Annotated in this window: 17 protein-coding genes and 1 other RNA gene; 10 read left to right on the top strand and 8 right to left on the bottom strand. The window is 44.8% G+C overall.

Annotation, left to right across the window (positions count from 1 at the left end):
* The first annotated feature begins 127 nt into the window (after positions 1-127).
* The 5 genes from ACF8CV_RS17580 (at position 128) to mscS (ending at position 7,116) form a co-directional block, all read left to right on the top strand.
* Positions 128-2,086, top strand: coding sequence for a ligand-gated channel protein (locus ACF8CV_RS17580; RefSeq protein ID WP_015297287.1), 1,959 nt, complete (start codon positions 128-130; stop codon positions 2,084-2,086).
* A 130-nt stretch (positions 2,087-2,216) separates the two neighbouring features.
* The gene (gene epd, locus ACF8CV_RS17585; protein ID WP_005461726.1) at positions 2,217-3,254 is read left to right on the top strand and encodes an erythrose-4-phosphate dehydrogenase; all 1,038 of its coding nucleotides are present in this window, start codon (positions 2,217-2,219) and stop codon (positions 3,252-3,254) included.
* 153 nt (positions 3,255-3,407) lie between these two features.
* Entirely contained in the window at positions 3,408-4,568 is a 1,161-nt protein-coding gene (locus ACF8CV_RS17590) for a phosphoglycerate kinase (RefSeq protein WP_005482432.1), read from the top strand.
* 154 nt (positions 4,569-4,722) lie between these two features.
* On the top strand, positions 4,723-5,799 hold the full coding sequence (fbaA, locus tag ACF8CV_RS17595; protein WP_005482445.1) for a class II fructose-bisphosphate aldolase: 1,077 nt from the start codon (positions 4,723-4,725) through the stop codon (positions 5,797-5,799).
* 450 nt (positions 5,800-6,249) lie between these two features.
* A complete protein-coding gene (gene mscS / locus ACF8CV_RS17600; RefSeq protein WP_005482477.1) occupies positions 6,250-7,116 on the top strand; it encodes a small-conductance mechanosensitive channel MscS in 867 nt (288 codons plus the stop codon).
* A 47-nt stretch (positions 7,117-7,163) separates the two neighbouring features.
* On the opposite strand, the gene ACF8CV_RS17605 is transcribed toward mscS, so the two are convergent.
* Positions 7,164-7,646 carry a YbaK/EbsC family protein gene (locus tag ACF8CV_RS17605; protein ID WP_021450043.1) on the bottom strand — a complete coding sequence of 161 codons (483 nt, stop codon included), beginning with the start codon at positions 7,644-7,646 and terminating at the stop codon, positions 7,164-7,166.
* Positions 7,647-7,670: 24 nt separating this feature from the next.
* Positions 7,671-8,300 carry a LysE/ArgO family amino acid transporter gene (locus ACF8CV_RS17610; RefSeq protein ID WP_017449137.1) on the bottom strand — a complete coding sequence of 210 codons (630 nt, stop codon included), beginning with the start codon at positions 8,298-8,300 and terminating at the stop codon, positions 7,671-7,673.
* 139 nt (positions 8,301-8,439) lie between these two features.
* Between ACF8CV_RS17610 and ACF8CV_RS17615 the strand changes: the two genes are divergently transcribed.
* Together ACF8CV_RS17615 and ACF8CV_RS17620 are read left to right on the top strand one after the other, a co-directional pair.
* A complete protein-coding gene (locus ACF8CV_RS17615; RefSeq protein ID WP_029843003.1) occupies positions 8,440-9,336 on the top strand; it encodes a LysR family transcriptional regulator ArgP in 897 nt (298 codons plus the stop codon).
* 223 nt (positions 9,337-9,559) lie between these two features.
* The gene (locus ACF8CV_RS17620; RefSeq protein WP_023585651.1) at positions 9,560-10,252 is read left to right on the top strand and encodes an oxidative stress defense protein; all 693 of its coding nucleotides are present in this window, start codon (positions 9,560-9,562) and stop codon (positions 10,250-10,252) included.
* Positions 10,253-10,316: 64 nt separating this feature from the next.
* Here the strand turns inward: ACF8CV_RS17620 and serA are convergent, their stop codons facing one another.
* The 5 genes from serA to ACF8CV_RS17645 form a co-directional block, all read right to left on the bottom strand.
* Positions 10,317-11,549 (bottom strand): phosphoglycerate dehydrogenase, encoded by a 1,233-nt coding sequence (gene serA, locus ACF8CV_RS17625; protein WP_005482463.1) that lies wholly within the window; start codon positions 11,547-11,549, stop codon positions 10,317-10,319.
* Between the two features lie 274 nt (positions 11,550-11,823).
* Entirely contained in the window at positions 11,824-12,480 is a 657-nt protein-coding gene (gene rpiA / locus ACF8CV_RS17630; RefSeq protein WP_005493901.1) for a ribose-5-phosphate isomerase RpiA, read from the bottom strand.
* Positions 12,481-12,539: 59 nt separating this feature from the next.
* A complete protein-coding gene (locus ACF8CV_RS17635) occupies positions 12,540-13,133 on the bottom strand; it encodes a 5-formyltetrahydrofolate cyclo-ligase (RefSeq protein WP_024699283.1) in 594 nt (197 codons plus the stop codon).
* A 19-nt stretch (positions 13,134-13,152) separates the two neighbouring features.
* Positions 13,153-13,337: non-coding RNA, 6S RNA (ssrS, locus tag ACF8CV_RS17640), on the bottom strand.
* 8 nt (positions 13,338-13,345) lie between these two features.
* Complete coding sequence (locus ACF8CV_RS17645; RefSeq protein ID WP_005484120.1) at positions 13,346-13,654, bottom strand: cell division protein ZapA; 309 nt, start codon at positions 13,652-13,654, stop codon at positions 13,346-13,348.
* A gap of 249 nt (positions 13,655-13,903) precedes the next feature.
* Between ACF8CV_RS17645 and ACF8CV_RS17650 the strand changes: the two genes are divergently transcribed.
* From ACF8CV_RS17650 to ACF8CV_RS17660, 3 genes are read left to right on the top strand one after another with little or no spacing between them, the layout of a single operon-like run.
* Positions 13,904-14,482, top strand: coding sequence for a YecA family protein (locus ACF8CV_RS17650; RefSeq protein WP_005457285.1), 579 nt, complete (start codon positions 13,904-13,906; stop codon positions 14,480-14,482).
* Between the two features lie 22 nt (positions 14,483-14,504).
* Complete coding sequence (gene ubiH, locus ACF8CV_RS17655; protein WP_005493906.1) at positions 14,505-15,683, top strand: 2-octaprenyl-6-methoxyphenyl hydroxylase; 1,179 nt, start codon at positions 14,505-14,507, stop codon at positions 15,681-15,683.
* Between the two features lie 49 nt (positions 15,684-15,732).
* Positions 15,733-16,941: an FAD-dependent 2-octaprenylphenol hydroxylase gene (locus ACF8CV_RS17660; RefSeq protein WP_140203363.1), complete on the top strand. Its 1,209-nt coding sequence runs from the start codon at positions 15,733-15,735 to the stop codon at positions 16,939-16,941.
* 82 nt (positions 16,942-17,023) lie between these two features.
* Here ACF8CV_RS17660 and ACF8CV_RS17665 read toward each other — a convergent pair whose 3' ends face one another.
* On the bottom strand, positions 17,024-17,230 hold the full coding sequence (locus ACF8CV_RS17665) for a DUF1107 domain-containing protein (RefSeq protein ID WP_005380970.1): 207 nt from the start codon (positions 17,228-17,230) through the stop codon (positions 17,024-17,026).
* Positions 17,231-17,405 lie beyond the last annotated feature (175 nt).

The raw sequence follows: 17,405 nt of genomic DNA on the forward strand, positions 1-17,405 counted from the left end.
CTTACTGCGTTATGTACGGATTCCATATATGGGAAGAACCGTTCCATAACTCTCACTATGCATCTCATTCTATTTATGAATAATTCCACTTCGAAAATAATAATCATTATCAATTATGGAGATGTAGATGTCCACTCTTAGACTGCCAGTGCTAACTGCAACTGGTGTTTTAGCCTTCGTCAGTGTCCCTCATGTATTTGCCAACGACTCAGTTTCTAAAATGGAAACCGTCGTGGTGACAGCGTCAAGTTATGAGCAATCCCAAGCGGATGCGCCTGCAAGTATTAGTGTTATCTCGCGAGAAGAATTGGACTCGCGCTACTACCGCGACGTGACTGATGCACTGAAAAGTGTGCCGGGTGTTGTTGTGACTGGTGGTGGTGATACAACCGATATCAGCATTCGTGGTATGGGCTCTAAGTACACGTTAATTCTTGTGGATGGTAAGCGCCAAAGTACTCGCGAAACTCGCCCAAATAGCGATGGCCCTGGTATTGAACAAGGTTGGTTGCCACCACTTCAAGCCATTGAGCGAATCGAAGTGATCCGCGGCCCGATGTCGACGCTGTATGGTTCCGATGCGATTGGTGGTGTGATTAACGTGATCACCCGTAAAGATGCGCTTGAGTGGACAGGTAATGTGCAGCTGGGGACGGTTATCCAAGAAAACAGCCGTTCTGGTGGTGAACAGAGTGCGAACTTCTTTGTAAATGGCCCTCTTGCAGAAAACTTATTGCTACAGGTTTATGGTCAATACACCGCAAGGGAAGAAGATGACATTGATTATGGTTATGAAGACAAAGATATGCAGAGCATCTCTTCAAAACTGATCTATCAAATCAATGACCGTCACTCTGTGCAGTTAGAGGGTGGTACATCGGCACAAAGTCGTCGCGGTAATGTTGGTCTTTCTGTACCTACGACTGGCTGTCGTAGAGGCTGTGAAGATTCATTGAATGAATACCGTCGCAACTACGTTACGCTTAGTCACACCGGGGAGTGGGAGTTATTGGGTAATTCTGATACCTACTTGCAGCGCGAGGAGAGTGAAAACAAATCTCGCGAAATGACCATTGTAAATACCACGTTTAAATCCAGCGTAGTTAAAGGGCTGGGCGCGCATACTCTGACAACTGGTGTCGATGCGACGCATGCCGAGTTGGAAGATTTTACGTCTAACAAAGCATCATCTAAGACTAAAGCATCAAATACTCAATGGGCTGTGTTCATCGAAGATGAATGGAAGATCGCAGAACCTTTTAGTCTGACATTAGGTGGTCGTTTGGATCACGATGAAAACTACGGCGCGCATTTTAGCCCGAGAGTGTATGGTGTGTGGCGTGTTGATCCTGCTTGGACGGTCAAAGGCGGTGTGGCGACAGGCTTCCGCTCTCCTCAGTTACGTGAAATTACCCCAGGTTGGGCGCAAGTCAGTGGTGGCGGTAATATTTATGGTAACCCAGATTTGGATCCGGAAACTTCCCTGAACAAAGAAATCAGTGTGCTTTACCAAGGTGATTCTGGTCTTGATGTGACATTAACCGCCTTCCACAATGAGTTTAAAGATAAGATTACTCGCGTGGTGTGCCCAGATACAATTTGTACGGATGGCCCAAACCAATGGGGGGCGGATCCTACTTACCGCATTAATGTGGATGAAGCTGTTACTCAGGGTGTAGAAGCAACGTTGGCGAAACCACTAACCGAGACTATCTACTTAAGCTCAAGCTATACCTTTACCGACTCGGAGCAAAAAACGGGTGAATACAAAGGCATGCCACTTCAGCAACTTCCAAAGCATCTGTTTAATGTTGATGTCACTTGGCAAACAACAGACAACCTAGAGAGTTGGACGAAAGTGACCTACCGAGGCAAAGAAATGGATCCGGTCACTGGCCCATCACGCAACAGCATCGTTGAACCTGCTTATACGTTTGTAGATGCCGGCGTAACGTATCAGTTGACGGATAACACCAAGATCAAAGGTGCGATTTACAACCTGTTCGATGAAGACATCAACTACAAAGAATATGGGTACGTCGAAGATGGACGTCGTTACTGGTTAGGGTTAGACGTAGCGTTCTAATCTCTTTCAAAGAAGGCTGGGCTATGTCCCAGCCTTTTTAAATCATGCTTTACTATGATTCATTAGGTGCGTTTTTCAGCCTTATCAGGTACTATCTGTGCCACGAAATTTTTGGTGGGGCGAAGGATAAATGCTAAAAGTTGCGATCAATGGATTTGGACGTATAGGTCGTAATGTTCTGCGAGCTGTCTATGAAAGCGGCAAACATCAGCAGATTAAAGTGGTAGCGGTTAATGAGCTTGCTCAACCAGAGGCAATGGCTCACCTTCTACAATATGACACCAGTCATGGCCGTTTTGGTAAGAAAATCTCCCACGATCAAGAACATTTGAATGTTCACCATGAAAGCGGTGAATATGATGCCATCCGAATTCTTCATCTCTCTGAAATTGAACTGCTTCCGTGGCGCGACCTTGAAGTCGATATCGTTTTAGATTGTACCGGCGTTTATGGTTCAAAGGCTGATGGTCTTGCCCATATCGAAGCCGGAGCGAAGAAAGTGCTCTTCTCTCATCCAGGAGCGAACGATCTCGATAACACCATTATTTACGGTGTGAACCACGAAACCCTCAAAGATGAACACCGCGTGGTGTCCAATGGTTCATGTACCACCAACTGTATTGTTCCCATAATCAAAGTATTGGATGAAGCATTTGGGATTGAGTCAGGTACCATTACCACAATCCACTCATCCATGAACGACCAACAAGTTATTGATGCTTACCATAATGACTTACGTCGTACTCGAGCTGCGAGCCAATCTATCATTCCTGTTGACACTAAGTTGCATAAAGGAATTGAAAGAATCTTCCCGAAATTTTCCAACAAATTCGAAGCCATTTCCGTTCGAGTTCCGACAGTTAACGTCACTGCAATGGATTTAAGTGTCACAATTAATACAAATGTGAAAGTTAATGACGTAAATCAAACCATTGTTAACGCATCTCAGTGTACATTACGTAACATTGTTGACTATACTGAATCGCCACTCGTTTCCATCGACTTTAACCACGATCCCCATAGCGCGATAGTGGATGGAACTCAGACAAGAGTGAGTAACGGGCAATTAGTAAAAATGCTCGTTTGGTGCGATAACGAATGGGGCTTTGCTAACCGGATGCTGGATACCGCTTTAGCAATGAAAGCTTCTTCACAAGTGGAGCTATAAAGGTGAAGAAGTGATGGAGAGAATTTTTATTTCAAGCCTTGAAATAAATCTGACGTATCTCCATATCTATAACCAGTTTGAAGAATTAACAGGCTTGGCAGGGTTGCCGAGTTTTCAAAAACTTTAATTATTAAATATTTGAGAGGACACATCATGTCTGTAATCAAGATGACTGACCTGGATCTTGCAGGTAAACGTGTATTCATCCGTGCTGACCTAAACGTGCCAGTAAAAGACGGTAAAGTAACTTCTGATGCACGTATCATCGCATCTCTTCCAACTATTAAGCACTGCCTAGAAGCTGGCGCTAAAGTAATGGTTACTTCTCACCTAGGTCGTCCAACTGAAGGTGAATACGCTGAAGAGTTCTCTCTACAACCAGTTGTTAACTACCTAAACGACGCACTAGATTGCGAAGTTAAACTTGCTAAAGATTACCTAGATGGCCTAGAGCTAAACGCTGGTGAGCTTGTTGTTCTAGAAAACGTTCGCTTCAACAAAGGCGAGAAGAAAAACGAAGAAGAGCTATCTAAGAAATACGCAGCACTATGTGACGTATTCGTAATGGATGCATTCGGTACGGCTCACCGTGCTCAAGCGTCAACTCACGGCGTTGGTATGCACGCTCCTGTAGCTTGTGCTGGCCCTCTACTAGCAAACGAACTAGAAGCTCTAGGCAAAGCAATGGACAAGCCTGCTCGTCCAATGGTTGCTATCGTAGGTGGTTCAAAAGTTTCTACTAAGCTAACTGTTCTTGAATCTCTATCTAAAATCGCTGACCAACTTGTTGTTGGTGGTGGTATTGCTAACACATTCATCGCTGCTGCTGGTCACAACGTTGGTAAATCTCTATACGAAGCTGACCTAGTAGACACTGCTAAGAAGCTAATGGACGAGTGTGCAATTCCAGTGGCAACTGACGTTGCATGTGCGAAAGCATTCGACGAGAACGCAGAAGCAGAAATCAAACACGTTTCTGAAGTACAAGACGACGACATGATCTTCGACCTTGGTCCAGAATCAACAGCTGCTCTAGCTGAAATCCTTAAAAACGCGAAAACTATCCTATGGAACGGTCCTGTAGGTGTATTCGAATTCAAGAACTTCGAAGCAGGTACTAAAGGTATCTCTGAAGCTATCGCAGCTTCTGAAGGTTTCTCTGTTGCAGGTGGTGGTGACACGCTAGCAGCTATCGACAAGTTCGGTATCAAAGCTGACGTATCTTACATCTCTACTGGCGGCGGCGCTTTCCTTGAGTTCGTAGAAGGTAAAGTTCTTCCAGCAGTAGAAATGCTAGAAGCACGCGCTAAGTAATTAAAGCAAAGCGGGGGAGTTACTCTCCCGCTTTCTTGTTTGCTGCAACGTGAGAGGAACTCTGCTAGAATAGCCTCAGTTGTGAGCAAACGTTTGCAAGATTTTCAACTTAACAAGTTTTGTTTAAAAACGACAGATAAATAGGATTACATCCATGTCTAAGATCTTCGACTTCGTAAAACCAGGTGTTATCTCTGGCGATGACGTTCAGAAAGTATTTGAAGTTGCAAAAGAAAACCACTTTGCACTTCCAGCAGTAAACTGTGTTGGTACTGACTCTGTAAACGCAGTACTTGAAGCAGCTGCAAAAGTTAAAGCTCCAGTTATCGTTCAGTTCTCTAACGGTGGCGCTGCTTTCTTTGCTGGTAAAGGTCTAAAACTTGAAGGTCAAGAAGCTCAAATCCTAGGTGCTGTTGCTGGTGCGAAATACGTTCACGCTGTAGCTGAAGCTTACGGTGTTCCAGTAATCCTACACACTGACCACGCTGCTAAGAAACTTCTACCATGGATCGACGGTCTACTAGACGCTGGTGAAGAGTACTTCGCGCAAACTGGTAAACCTCTATTCTCTTCTCACATGATCGACCTTTCTGAAGAGTCTCTAGAAGAGAACATCGAAATTTCTGCTAAGTACCTAGAGCGCATGGCTAAAATGAACATGACTCTAGAAATCGAACTTGGTTGTACTGGTGGTGAAGAAGACGGCGTTGACAACTCTGATATGGACGCGTCTGAGCTATACACTTCTCCAGAAGACGTTGCATACGCATACGAGAAACTAAACGCTATCAGCCACCGTTTCACTATCGCAGCATCTTTCGGTAACGTACACGGCGTTTACAAGCCAGGTAACGTTGTTCTAACTCCAACTATCCTACGTGATTCTCAAGCGTACGTTTCTGAGAAATTCGGTCTTCCAGCGAACTCTCTAAACTTCGTATTCCACGGTGGTTCTGGTTCTTCTCTAGAAGAAATCCGTGAATCTATCGGCTACGGTGTTATCAAAATGAACATCGATACAGATACACAGTGGGCAACTTGGGATGGTATCCGTCAGTACGAAGCTGAAAACCACGATTACCTACAAGGTCAAATCGGTAACCCAACTGGCGAAGACGCGCCAAACAAGAAGTACTACGATCCACGCGTATGGCTACGTGCTGGTCAAGCTTCAATGGTTACTCGTCTTGAGCAAGCATTTGCTGACCTTAACGCAATCGACGTACTATAATTCGTCTGAATTGAGTTATCTAAAAACCCGCTCTTTGAGCGGGTTTTTTTGTGTCTGTCATTTGGCTTTCTTCAACGTTAATAGATTTATACCCATGCTGAATAGAAGAATGGATAGGGGCATGTAAGTACGTATTAATAATGCGCCAATAATCATTAGGTTGTTTTTTAGCCGCTTCGCATGAATCTAGGTAATAGAAGTGGCGAAATGTTAAAGCATTGCGTACTCTGTAACAGGTCGATATCAGAAAATTCTGATAAAGCCTTGTTTTGCATATCTTTGCGAAACTCTGACTTTGCAAAATGTCAAAGTTGGGATATCGTGCCAAAAATCTGACACTGTTCAGTTGGGCAATAGGGATATTGTTGTAGATAAGGGCCTATAAAAAACAAGGCTCATAAGTTAACGGCAATTAGATTTATATATCTTTATTTTTTGAGGATAAGAATTATGGCAGGTGAATCGATGGGTATCGATACCACTCTAACAGATGGGCTGACTCAAGCTGAGACTTGGCTTACAAACAACTCAGACCTACTTATTCAGTACGGTGTGAACATTATTTCAGCGCTGATTATCCTATTTATCGGTAATATTATCGTTAAAGCAGTCGCTGGCAGTGTTTCCAAAGTACTTGAAAAGAAAAACATGGATAAGGCGGTCGTAGAATTTATTCACGGTCTTGTTCGTTACCTACTATTCGTTATCGTACTTATCGCAGCTCTGGGCCGCTTAGGTGTTCAAACGGCATCGGTTGTTGCTGTAATCGGTGCGGCAGGTCTTGCTGTTGGTCTTGCTCTACAAGGTTCTCTATCAAACTTTGCGGCAGGCGTACTGATTGTTGCATTCCGTCCATTTAAATCTGGCGACTATGTAGAGATTGGCGGCGTAGCGGGTAGTGTTGAAGCGATTCAAATCTTCCAAACAGTTCTAAAAACACCAGACAACAAAATGGTTGTTGTACCTAACTCGTCTGTTATTGGTGGTGCAATCACGAACTACTCTCGCCATGCAACGCGACGCGTAGACTTGGTTATCGGTGTTTCATACAAAGCCGATCTTAAGCTAACGAAGAAAGTGATTCGCGAAACGCTAGAAAAAGATCCTCGTATCTTGAAAGATCCTGATATGACTATCGGTGTTCTAACACTAGCTGATTCTTCAGTTAACTTCGTAGTGCGCCCTTGGGTTAAAACTGCGGATTACTGGGGTGTGTACTTCGATTCAATGCAAGGCATTAAAGAAGCATTGGACGAGAACGGTATCGAAATTCCATTCCCACAAATGGATGTTCATTTGAACCGTGTCGAATCTTAATTCGAACGATAGATAATCTAAAAAGCGAGGCACTAGCCTCGCTTTTTTTATATTTCAAACAGAGGGTTATTACCTATCTGTAAGAGTGGTTTTAAATGAATACCTGCAATACCGAAGGTGCGCTCTGGTAGCCCTGGTGTATAAAGCAACTCTTCGTGATGATAGAGCTTGGTATCCACCACGATCGCAACCTCTGGTGGTAAACCTATCGGGCAAACAGCACCGGGTAGACAGCCAAGTAATTCCTGCATGAGTTCATCACTGCTAATAGAAGGTCGCTTGCCTAATATTGCTTTAATCGTGTTGGCATCAAGGCGAGAGTCTTTATCGGTAATGAACACGGCATACCCGCCACCTTTGAGTGTTAAAAACAAGCTTTTGCTATGTGTGCCTTGCCAGCCGAGTTCTTTCGCGACTTTAAGGTCGGTGTCGAAGTCGAGAATGGCTTCATGTCGCCATTCTCGAAATGGAATCGAGAGCGAATGCAATCGCTCTTTGTTGATGCGATAGATGTTTTCCAGTGACTCCATGTCATTCATATCCTTTGGTTTGGGTTACCAGTATTTAGTGATGAGCTCGCTCGCGAGTACATAAGCAATGGTGAACATCATCAGTGCAACGGCGATATCGATGCCTTTTTTCACTTTCGGTTTAGATAGCGTAGGCCCGAGTTTTGCGGCGCCCATCGACAAGGTATAGAACCAAACAAATGACGCCATAATAGTGCCTAACGCGAAAGCGATTCGATCATGGCCTTCAAATTGTCCACCGATTGAGCCTAAGATAACGACGGTATCTAAGTACAAATGTGGGTTGAGCACGGTGACAGCTAATGCGCCTAAAATGACCGTTCGGCGTCCACGAGCTACGACTTCCCCTTTTGATTCCGATTCATTCTCTGGCTTGAATGCGCTTTTAAGCGAAAGTAGTCCATAGAAGCTCAGGAAGGCAATACCACCAAGTGTCACCGATGTCAGTAGGATTTCATTTTGAGACAGAATAGCACCACCACCAAAGATACCTAGAGAAATGAAGATCATATCTAGGACGCTACAAATAGTGGCTGTCGTCAGGTGGTGATTGCGTTTTATGCCTTGATTCAAGACATACGCATTTTGTGCTCCGATCGGAATGATCATCGATGCCCCTAAACCAAATCCTTGCAATAAAACCCAAAAGCTCACAATACACCTCAAATAATTAAGAAAACGACAGAGAGGGGAAAGATAATGGCTTTGGTTAAATAAGCATAATTAATGATTTTAATATATTATTAGAATTACTTATTTAGTGGTTTGGTGTTGGGTTTTTGGGAGAAAGTGAATGCGAGGGTTGGATTACAAATGGATAGAAGCCTTGGATGCCGTTGTTTATCAAGGCAGTTTTGAACGAGCTGCTGAGCATCTGTTTGTCTCACAATCTGCCATTTCGCAGCGTATTAAACAGCTCGAAAAATTCTTGGCGCAACCTGTGTTAATTCGAGAGCAGCCACCCAAGCCAACTCCCATCGGGAAAAAACTATTGGGGCTTTACCGCCGAGTTCGGTTGCTAGAGCACGAAATTTTACCTGAGATCAAAAACGATACTACAACGCGCCCAGTGCAACTGTCTTTGGCTACTAACGCCGACAGTTTGGCAACGTGGTTACTGCCAGCTTTGCAAGACGTCATGAAAACTCGTCAAGTAGAGTTGAAGCTGACGATTTACGGTGAATCACGTTCAATAGAAAAACTGAAAAGTGGTGAGGTCGCAGGGGCGATCAGTTTAGAGTCTCAAGCGATACCAAATTGTCGCGCCGATTACTTAGGACGAATTGATTACGTTTGTGTGGCTAACCCTGAGTTTTATCAGCGTTACTTTTCTGAAGGTGTAAACAATCAGACCTTAGCAAAGGCGCCAGCGGTTTCCTACGATCAGTATGATGACTTACATAAAAAATTTCTCACGGAGCATTTCAATGTGCGTCCTGATAGCGTGATTCATCACAACATCAGCAGCTCAGAGGCTTTTCTCAAAATGGCGTTAGCTGGAGTGGCATATTGTTTGATCCCTCGTCTGCAAATTACTGATGAGCTAGAGCAAGGCTTGTTAATTGATATTACGCCTGGCTTCCTAATGTCTTATCGTATTTATTGGCATCATTGGCAGTTGGAAACTGGCGTATTGCAGGAGATTTCACAAGCGATTGTCAATTATGCACAGCGTCATTTACCACAGTAGTGATTGAATATACGACCATTTCTGACGAATATTAAATGACGAATGGTTGAAATTACACCAAAGTTACACAGTCAAAGTTGTGTTAGAAGTGAAGTTAGGAGCTTGGATAATCACCGGAAGTTTCTATTATGAAACCACTTACTCCTACAGCTCGGCGACTTAACAAAGTCGGTGATGCTGATTTGTGGAGACACTTCACTATTGATATGGATGGATTTGTCGAATGAAACTGTATTCGTGTTTGCTGGCTTCAGCTCTTAGTCTTAGCAGTGTTTCAGTCTTGGCTGATGTGCCTGAATTTGCTCACGTAACAACAACGGGTTACGGTGAGGTGGTCGCAACACCAGACATGGCGACCTTTTCTGTAAAAGTGGTGGATACCACCATGACAGCGGAACAAGCAAAACAATCCGTCGATAAAACAGTCGAAGATTTTCTCCAATATCTGTCTGATGCTGGTTTATCAAAGGACAATATCACCAGCTCAAACCTGTATCTTGCGCCTCAGTATCACTACCCTAAATCTGGCAAAGCGGAGTTGGTTGGATACAGAGCATCACGCAGCATCAATGTAACAGTGACAGATTTAGCCGATCTTAACCAGTATTTGGATATGGCGTTGAAAGCTGGCATTAATCAGGTCGACAACATCCAATTGAAAGTGAGCAATCAAGTGGAATACCAACAAAAAGCACGCATGGCTGCGATCAAAGATGCGAGAGAAAAAGCGGCATCGCTTGCATCTGGCTTTGATAAAAAACTCGGCGGCATCTGGCAAATTAACTATAACCAAATGCATGTACAGCCTGTGTTGATGCGCTCAATGGCGATGGACAGCAAGCAAGGTTCGAACAGTTACCAAGACTCGACTCTTGTAATTCGTGACCAAGTGGATGTGGTTTACAAATTAAAATAATTTGTTTTGGTAACACAAAAAGAAAAGGCAGGGATAATCCCTGCCTTTATTGTATGGATTCTTCTTAATGAAGAATACGAGCACGAATCGTGCCTTCAATGCTTTTCAGCTTAGTTAGTGCTTCTTCTGAACGCTCAGTTTCCACATCAATAACTACGTAGCCGATCTCAGCTTCAGTTTGTAGGTACTGCGCTGCGATGTTGATGCCTTCTTCTGCGAAGATGGTGTTAATTTGAGTCAGAATACCTGGGCGGTTTTTGTGAATGTGCAGTAAGCGAGAGCACTCACGACCGTGTTCAGGCAGAGATACTTCAGGGAAGTTAACGCTTGATAGTGTTGAACCATTATCTGAATATTTCGCCAGTTTACCCGCAACTTCCACGCCGATGTTTTCTTGTGCTTCTTGAGTAGAGCCGCCCACGTGTGGCGTTAGAATGACGTTATCGAATTTCTGTAGTGGAGATTCAAACGGGTCAGCGTTTGTTTTTGGTTCAACTGGGAATACATCGATTGCTGCGCCAGCTAAGTGACCTGCTTCTAGGCTGTGGCAAAGCGCAGGAATATCAACAACGGTACCGCGAGCGGCGTTGATGAAGATTGCGCCAGGCTTCATGCGAGCAAATTCTTCTTCGCCCATCATATTCTTCGTTTCAGGTGTTTCTGGTACGTGCAGCGAAATAACATCACATTTGTTTAGCAGCTCGCTCATCGTGTGGATTTGCGTTGCGTTGCCAAGTGATAGTTTGTTTTCGATGTCGTAGTAGTACACGCGCATACCTAAGTTTTCAGCAATAATGCCCAGCTGAGTACCGATATGGCCATAACCAATGATACCAAGGCGTTTACCACGCGCTTCGTAAGAGTTGTCTGCGCTCTTCTTCCAAATACCACGGTGTGCCAAGGCGTTCTTTTCAGGAATCCCACGAAGGAGCAGAAGAATCTGACCAAGCACGAGCTCAGCTACACTTCGCGTGTTTGAAAACGGTGCATTGAATACAGGAATACCACGTTTTGCCGCCGCACCAAGATCGACTTGGTTAGTTCCGATACAAAAACAGCCAATCGCAACCAGTTTGTTTGCCGCATTGATCACTTCCTCGGATAGATTCGTTCGGGAGCGGATACCGATGAAGTGCGTATCTTTAACTGCTTCAATCAGTTCTTCCTCTGAAAGCGAACCTTTGTGATATTCAATGTTGGTGTAACCAGCTGCTTGAAGAACTTCAACTGAAGAAGGGTGAAGTCCCTCGAGTAAGAGGATCTTAATCTTTTCTTTTTCCAGTGAAACTTTGGCCATTTTTTCTCGTCCTTAAAATGGAAAGGTGGGCTAATGTGGCGCACATTGGGCAAAACCATTAAAAAGGGGATAATTAATAGTTTTGTAGGAGGACAAACGTTTCCTTGTGCGTCTTCTGTTCAATAAAGTAACAAAAAAAAATTGCTTTGGGTAAGAAAATTACGGAATAAGAGATAATTTTCTTAGAGAAAGGAATAAAAAACGGTGCCTTGCAGCACCGTCTGTAATGAAATAACAGAAAACTGAATCAGATAGACCGATTCATGGCTGTTATTTACTCTTCAATTTTTGCGCCTTCTGGCGTACCAGTGATCACAACATCAGCACCACGGTGAGCAAAAAGACCAACCGTTACCACACCCGCGATACCGTTGATTTTGTCTTCCATCTCTTTCGGGTTGGTGATTTGCATGTTGTGCACATCTAGGATGATGTTGCCGTTATCCGTTACAACACCTTCACGGTATGCAGGGTCGCCACCAAGTTTCACCAACTCACGAGCAACGTAAGAACGTGCCATTGGAATCACTTCCACTGGAAGAGGGAACTGGCCAAGTACGTCAACCGCTTTCGTGTCGTCAACGATACATACAAACTTTTCAGAGATTGCTGCAACGATTTTTTCACGAGTTAGCGCAGCACCGCCACCTTTGATCATTTCACGCGCAGGGTTGATTTCGTCTGCGCCATCAACATATACGTCTAGCTTAATTACGTCGTTGCACTCAAAAACTTCAATACCAAGCTCTTTTAGACGCTCTGTAGAAGCAACTGAGCTAGACACTGCACCTTTGATATCATCTTTGATAGTGCCTAGTGCATCGATGAAGTGATTCACGGTAGAGCCTGTGCCAACACCGACAATGCTGCCTTTCTCAACATATTTAAGTGCTGCCCAACCAGCCGCTTTTTTCATTTCATCTTGAGTCATGCCAATCTCCTGAATAGATGTTCGTTAACGTTTGCGGGCGTGATTATAGCGGCTAAGCGTTACTTTTCCCATTGCCATATTTGGCTTGGAGTCACGATCTTAGGTAATGGAATATCCCAGCTTTCAATTGGTAAGCGTTCTACATGCTGGCAATCGTGAGCAATGCCAATCGGTTTGGCACCTTCTCCTGTCTTGAACCAATGAGAAAGAGTGCGATCGTAGTAGCCTCCACCCATACCTAAGCGGTGCCCGATGCTGTCGAAGCCGACCAAAGGCGTGCAGATTACATCTAATTGTTTGACGGGAAGAAGGTGGCGAATATCGAGCTTTGGTTCGAGAATGCGGTACTTATTGTAGACCAATTGATCTTCATTCACGTATTGAAGAAACAATAACTGGCCTTTTGAGAACGGATGGATGACGGGTAAATACACCGACTTTCCTTGTTGCCATAACCATTCAATCAGTGGCTTCGTATCGAGTTCACCATCGGCAGAGAGATAAATGGCAATGTTCTGCGCTTGTTGGATTTCTGGAAGTTGGGCGAATTGAGTAACTAGGTCTAGCCCCGCTTGAAACTGCGTATCGCTACACAAGGCGTTGCGTTTTTCACGGATAAGTTTGCGGAAGTCTTGTCGGGAGCGTGATGATATGGATTGTGATGACATAAAGGAATACCCCAGGGTGCCGTTGAGGATTGTGGCCCTTGAACCAGCTGGTTCAAGGCGGATCAGCAATGATAACCGTAGGCTTCTCGGTGCATGCCAAGCTTGCTCAATAGCTATCAAGTACTAACCCTTTGGTATTGCTTATCGGCTCAGGGACTTAAATCCGTCTGACGAACACCCCAGGGTAAATTTTGTATCTACGGCTGTCCTTGCGTAACTTTGCTTAGTGCGTTCTCTAAAGACGCGGTGAGCTTTTCCATGCGCTCAGTAATTTCTTGCTGTTGACCGTTTGATTCGTATGACTTGGTGTGCAACTCATAACAAATGTTTAATGCAGCAAACGTCAGCAGTTGAATTTCATTGGTTACCTTAGTACGTTCGCTCATCTCTTTCAATCGGCGATCAAGATCTTTTGCTGCTGCAACGAGAGACTCTTCTTGCCCTGCTGGACAATTTACTCGTGTAACTTTGCCTAGTATTTCTACGTCGATCGCTTGATTGCTCATGATGAATAAACTCTATATTCGCGCTATCTAAGGTGTTGCTACGTGCAACTACCGAGGAGGAAACTATAGGAAAACCGTTATTAAGATTCAAGCATTTCCCATCACAGAAAGAGAAATGATGACGTGATCACACAGGAATTGGGCAAATTGAACAAATGGTGTTCAAAATTGAATTTGATAGCCGTTTCAGACGACTAACCTTGATGGTAGGATATGTCGATACATTATTACGCAAGAATGAGCCAAGTTATGAGTGAAATCACCCTTCCAGAATATCAATCTATTGCTGCAGAGCTACAATCTGCAAGTTTAGCTGTGACACCTGCTGAGCTGCACGGTTTGCTTGTCGGCATGCTAAGTGGTGGATTGGCGATTAACGATCAAACCTGGCAACCAATTCTATTCGATTACACCAATGATGGCATGGGCTGGCCAACGACGGCGTTAGCTTTTGCACAGACGGTCTTCAAAGTGACGGCGAACGAGCTAACGGGTTCATCCATGGAGCTGTCACTACTTCTGCCGGATGAGTCGGGCGAAGAGGGTTTATTCGCGTTGGCAGATAGCTTGTCTGATTTTGTGAATCACTTTATCTCTGGTCTTGGTTTAGCAGGCATTGCGCTGAACAATGCATCGGATGATGCAAAAGAAGCGTTGGCTGACCTAGAAGAAATTGCCAAGTTAGGCATTGATGAAGATGATGACTTTGGTGAACAAGCACAATTGCTGGAACAAGTCATTGAACACGTGAAAGCTTGCGTACTTACCATTCATGCAGAGTTCGGAGCTCGCCCAGAAAGCAGCGAAAGCAAACCGACGATTCATTAATCTAGATAGACCAGAGGTTAACATGAAGCAATATGACGTAGTAATTGCTGGTGGTGCCATGGCTGGGGCTACACTAGCTTTAGCGATTGAGCATTTGTCTCAAGGGGCTTTGCGTGTTGCCGTTGTTGAACCGTTTAAAGCGCAATCTGATCAGCATCCGGGCTTTGATTCGCGCTCGATTGCTTTGTCTTATGGTACGGTTAACCTGCTGCGTCACTTAGAGTTATGGTCTGCGATTGAACCTTTTTCGACCCCGATTGAACACATCCATGTGTCCGATCGTTCTCATGCGGGAATGACGGACATCACTAAGCACGACGTTGGCGTTGAAGCGTTAGGTTATGTCGTAGAGTTAGCCGATGTTGGTCGTGTTTACCAAGAATTGCTGACTCACAGTACCGCTATCGATTTGTACTGCCCAGACTCCGCGAAGCACATTACCCGAACTCAAGAAAATGTGACGATTGAGCTTGCTAGTGGTGAGTTGCTTAATGCGAAATTACTTGTTGCCGCCGATGGTGCGGTTTCGCAATGTTGTCAGCAAATTGGTTTGGAGCTTTCTGAGCATGATTTCGACCAAGTTGCCGTAATTGCCAATATTGTGACTCAAGAGCCGCATCAAGGTCGCGCATTTGAGCGTTTTACTGAAAACGGCCCAGTTGCCCTGCTGCCGATGAGTGATAATCGAATGTCGCTCGTATGGTGCTTACGTCCTGATGAAGCTCAAATTGTAATGGAATTGTCCGAAAGCGAATTTCTTGAACGGCTTCAGCAAGATTTTGGTTGGCGATTAGGTGCGATGCAAAAAGTGGGGCTGCGTGCGAGCTATCCGTTGTTGCTTCGTCATCGCAAGCAAAATATTTCACACCGTTTTGCGATAGTCGGTAACGCAGCACAAACGCTGCATCCGATTGCTGGGCAGGGCTTCAACTTGGGGATCCGAGACGTGGTCACTCTCGCTGAGGAACTGGTCAAGCAAGGTGAAGATGTTGGGCGTTACCAAGGCCTGATCCGCTTTAGTCAACGCCGAGAAGCAGACCGCAACGAAACCATTTGGCTAACAAGCTCGTTAGTCCATGTTTTTTCAAACGATTTACTCGCGATGCGAATTGGGCGAAATACAGCCTTAGCCGCGATGGATAACCTTTCTATTTTTAAGCAGCCGCTCTTGCGCCATACTCTTGGTTTAGTGAAACGATGATTGACTGCAACAAACTAGGTAACAACCAGTTATTAGGTAATAAATAGCAATGATGCAAAGTGTAGATATCGCCATCATCGGCGGAGGGATGGTTGGGTTGGCGCTTGCCGCCGCATTCAAAGACAGTGACCTGCGTATCGCCGTGATCGAAGGTAGCGTGCCAGATGAAGTGTTGAATGAACTGCCTGATGTGCGAGTTTCTGCACTGAGCCGCTCAAGTGAAACCATTTTACGTAAGCTAGGAGCTTGGCAGGGTATTGAGCAACGCCGTGCTGCACCTTACTACGGTATGGAAGTGTGGGAGCAAGACAGCTTCGCAAAAATAGAGTTTGATGCACAAAGTATGGCACAACCTGATTTGGGTCATATCGTTGAAAATCGCGTGATTCAGTTAGCGTTGTTGGAACAAGTGCAAAAGCTAGAGAACGTAACGTTATTCATGCCTGCGCGCTGTGCGACACTCGCGGTCGGTGAACAAGAGAGTTGGTTAACGCTCGATAACGGCCAAGCGATGACAGCGAAGCTGGTGGTGGGCGCAGATGGCGCGAATTCGTGGCTGCGTAACCAGATGGATATTCCTTTGACGCATTGGGACTACGGTCACCATGCGTTGGTTGCTAATGTGAAAACAGCGGATCCGCACCACAGCATCGCGCGTCAGATTTTTACACCTCACGGGCCTTTGGCATTCTTGCCGATGTCTCAACCAAACATGTGTTCTATCGTCTGGTCGACAGAGCCAAACCGAGCGGAAGAATTGCTGGCCATGAGCGATGAAGCGTTCAACAAAACGCTAACCAGCGAATTCGATGCTCGTTTAGGCGTGTGTGAAGTGGTGGGAGAGCGAGCGGCGTTTCCGCTAAAAATGCGTTATGCCCGAGACTTTGTAGTTGAGCGTGTTGCACTGGTTGGTGATGCGGCTCATACCATCCACCCTTTAGCTGGCCAAGGCGTGAACCTCGGCTTATTGGATGCTGCCAGTCTGGCGCAAGAAGTGCTGACTCTTTGGAAACAAGGGCAAGACATTGGTAGTAAACGCAATCTGCGTGGCTATGAGCGTTGGCGTAAGGCTGAAGCGGCGAAGATGATTGCGGCGATGCAAGGTTTCCGTGATTTATTCTCTGGTGGCCATCCAGCGAAAAAACTGGTTCGCGGTATTGGCTTGAGTTTAGCGGGACAATTACCGGGTGCTAAAGATGAGATCATGAAGCGTGCACTGGGTTTGAAGGGGCACCTACCAGAACTGGCTCGTCAATAGCTCTGAGTTACATTACCTGAAAATACAAAAGGCTGGATAATCCAGCCTTTGTTTTACTTATCTTTTTGACATCGATGAAGTGCTAAGCGTATGCGCATCGGAGTTTCATTATTTCTTGGTTAATCTCTTTTACCGCTCGAAAATGACGTTGCTCCGCTTTTTCCGGTAGTATCAATTTACCGTTATCAAACTCGAATCTTCCGACCCCGTAAATATAGATTCTTCCCTTAAAAAGACGACTTATATGTTTAGCAATCATACTTGGTGTATAGCGCTTAAACAGTCTCATATTTACTTTCCTTTTCTCTTACCTAGCCCAGTTATTCTACGTTTTGGACGTAAAAATTATTGTGACAGCAATAGTATTAAGTACAGGTGAAATGTATCGCTTTGGAGAATTGTGCTGCCTTAGACAAATTGACAGACTGATATCTCAAATAGCGTGAGGATTACCCCAAAAAATT

The sequence above is a fragment of the Vibrio sp. zbq_1 genome (assembly GCF_043102935.1).
GTDB lineage: Bacteria > Pseudomonadota > Gammaproteobacteria > Enterobacterales > Vibrionaceae > Vibrio > Vibrio parahaemolyticus.

Bases quoted from the DNA above. Each gene is read 5' to 3' on its own strand.
- ACF8CV_RS17580 (WP_015297287.1), top strand. From the start codon at position 128: ATGTCCACTCTTAGACTGCCAGTGCTAACTGCAACTGGTGTTTTAGCC.
- epd (WP_005461726.1), top strand. From the start codon at position 2,217: ATGCTAAAAGTTGCGATCAATGGATTTGGACGTATAGGTCGTAATGTT.
- ACF8CV_RS17590 (WP_005482432.1), top strand. From the start codon at position 3,408: ATGTCTGTAATCAAGATGACTGACCTGGATCTTGCAGGTAAACGTGTA.
- fbaA (WP_005482445.1), top strand. From the start codon at position 4,723: ATGTCTAAGATCTTCGACTTCGTAAAACCAGGTGTTATCTCTGGCGAT.
- mscS (WP_005482477.1), top strand. From the start codon at position 6,250: ATGGCAGGTGAATCGATGGGTATCGATACCACTCTAACAGATGGGCTG.
- ACF8CV_RS17605 (WP_021450043.1), bottom strand. From the start codon at position 7,646: ATGGAGTCACTGGAAAACATCTATCGCATCAACAAAGAGCGATTGCAT.
- ACF8CV_RS17615 (WP_029843003.1), top strand. From the start codon at position 8,440: ATGCGAGGGTTGGATTACAAATGGATAGAAGCCTTGGATGCCGTTGTT.
- ACF8CV_RS17620 (WP_023585651.1), top strand. From the start codon at position 9,560: ATGAAACTGTATTCGTGTTTGCTGGCTTCAGCTCTTAGTCTTAGCAGT.
- serA (WP_005482463.1), bottom strand. From the start codon at position 11,549: ATGGCCAAAGTTTCACTGGAAAAAGAAAAGATTAAGATCCTCTTACTC.
- rpiA (WP_005493901.1), bottom strand. From the start codon at position 12,480: ATGACTCAAGATGAAATGAAAAAAGCGGCTGGTTGGGCAGCACTTAAA.
- ACF8CV_RS17645 (WP_005484120.1), bottom strand. From the start codon at position 13,654: ATGAGCAATCAAGCGATCGACGTAGAAATACTAGGCAAAGTTACACGA.
- ACF8CV_RS17650 (WP_005457285.1), top strand. From the start codon at position 13,904: ATGAGTGAAATCACCCTTCCAGAATATCAATCTATTGCTGCAGAGCTA.
- ubiH (WP_005493906.1), top strand. From the start codon at position 14,505: ATGAAGCAATATGACGTAGTAATTGCTGGTGGTGCCATGGCTGGGGCT.
- ACF8CV_RS17660 (WP_140203363.1), top strand. From the start codon at position 15,733: ATGATGCAAAGTGTAGATATCGCCATCATCGGCGGAGGGATGGTTGGG.
- ACF8CV_RS17665 (WP_005380970.1), bottom strand. From the start codon at position 17,230: ATGAGACTGTTTAAGCGCTATACACCAAGTATGATTGCTAAACATATA.